This window comes from Oleiphilus sp. HI0125 (genome assembly GCF_001635355.1).
Genome location: NZ_LWGF01000295.1, coordinates 1 through 1,145, shown reverse-complemented (window position 1 = coordinate 1,145; position 1,145 = coordinate 1). Strand labels below are relative to the sequence as shown.

Here is a 1,145-nt window from a genome sequence, read left to right as displayed (position 1 = left end):
CAAACCTCCTTTCTAATACCGCGACGAGTAGGTATTTGCTCAGATGTGATTGAGCATAATGAGAGTGTAAGACATGGCAGATAAGAAAATCCTTATTGTGGATGACGAGTCATCCATCCGCGAAATGATCGCAGTAGCNTTAGAGATGGCAGGGTATACCTGTTTTGAAGCGAGTAATGCCCGTGACGCTCACAGCATTGTGCTAGACGATCGCCCCGATATGATCTTATTAGACTGGATGTTGCCGGAAACGAGCGGTGTAGAGTTTGCCCGACGTTTGAAGCGTGACGAAAGCACTTCTGAAATTCCAATCATTATGATCACTGCGAAAGTCGAAGAAGACAATAAGATTCAAGGCTTGGAAGTCGGAGCGGATGATTACATTACTAAGCCTTTTTCTCCACGTGAGTTAGTGGCTAGGTTAAAAGCGGTGCTGCGTCGAGCTAATCCACAAGGGTTAGAGTCTGCGATTAATATTGATGGCTTAGAGCTCGATCCAGTCTGTCACCGTGTTAGCTCAGAAGGTGAAACGCTTTCGATGGGGCCAACAGAATATAAACTTCTGCAGTTTTTCATGACACACCAAGATCGCGTCTACACGCGAGCGCAGCTATTGGACCTCGTTTGGGGTGGTAATGTTTATGTGGAAGAACGCACTGTTGATGTACACATTCGTCGTTTGCGCAAAGCGATCGGCAAACGCCATGAAGCCTTAGTTCAAACTGTTCGAGGTACCGGTTATCGTTTTTCTACCAAAACGGCGCATTAATTGGCTAATATAGCCTTATCTATTTTGTGCGAGTTTAAAGGAAGCAAAGCGAATGCATAAACGCGCGTCTGCACACGTCCGCTATTTAGTGTGGGCATTTGTGCTAGCTGTTTTACTCGGCTTAATCACGGACCTTCTCCTTCCTATTCTTCTGGTGTTCTTTGCGAGCTATAGCTTGTGGATGGTGCGACAAGCACTTCGTTTACATGCTTGGCTCTATCCAACTAAAAAGCCAAAAGAAGTGCCTGAAAGTTATGGTTTATGGGGAGACCTTTTTGAAGGTTTGTATTACACCCAATTGCAAAATAAAAAGGCACGTAAGCGCTTAAGCAAAATGATTAAGCGTGTTCGTAATTCGGCGAATGCTCTGAAAGAT

The 1,145-nt window shown here is 44.9% G+C and carries 2 protein-coding genes; both read left to right on the top strand.

What is annotated here, in order from left to right; translation table 11 throughout:
- The first annotated feature begins 73 nt into the window (after positions 1–73).
- Positions 74–769 (top strand): phosphate regulon transcriptional regulator PhoB, encoded by a 696-nt coding sequence (phoB, locus tag A3762_RS04085; protein WP_068482232.1) that lies wholly within the window; start codon positions 74–76, stop codon positions 767–769.
- Positions 770–821: 52 nt separating this feature from the next.
- Positions 822–1,145 (top strand): phosphate regulon sensor protein PhoR (locus A3762_RS04080; protein WP_156493220.1); only part of this gene is annotated, 324 nt, incomplete at its 3' end.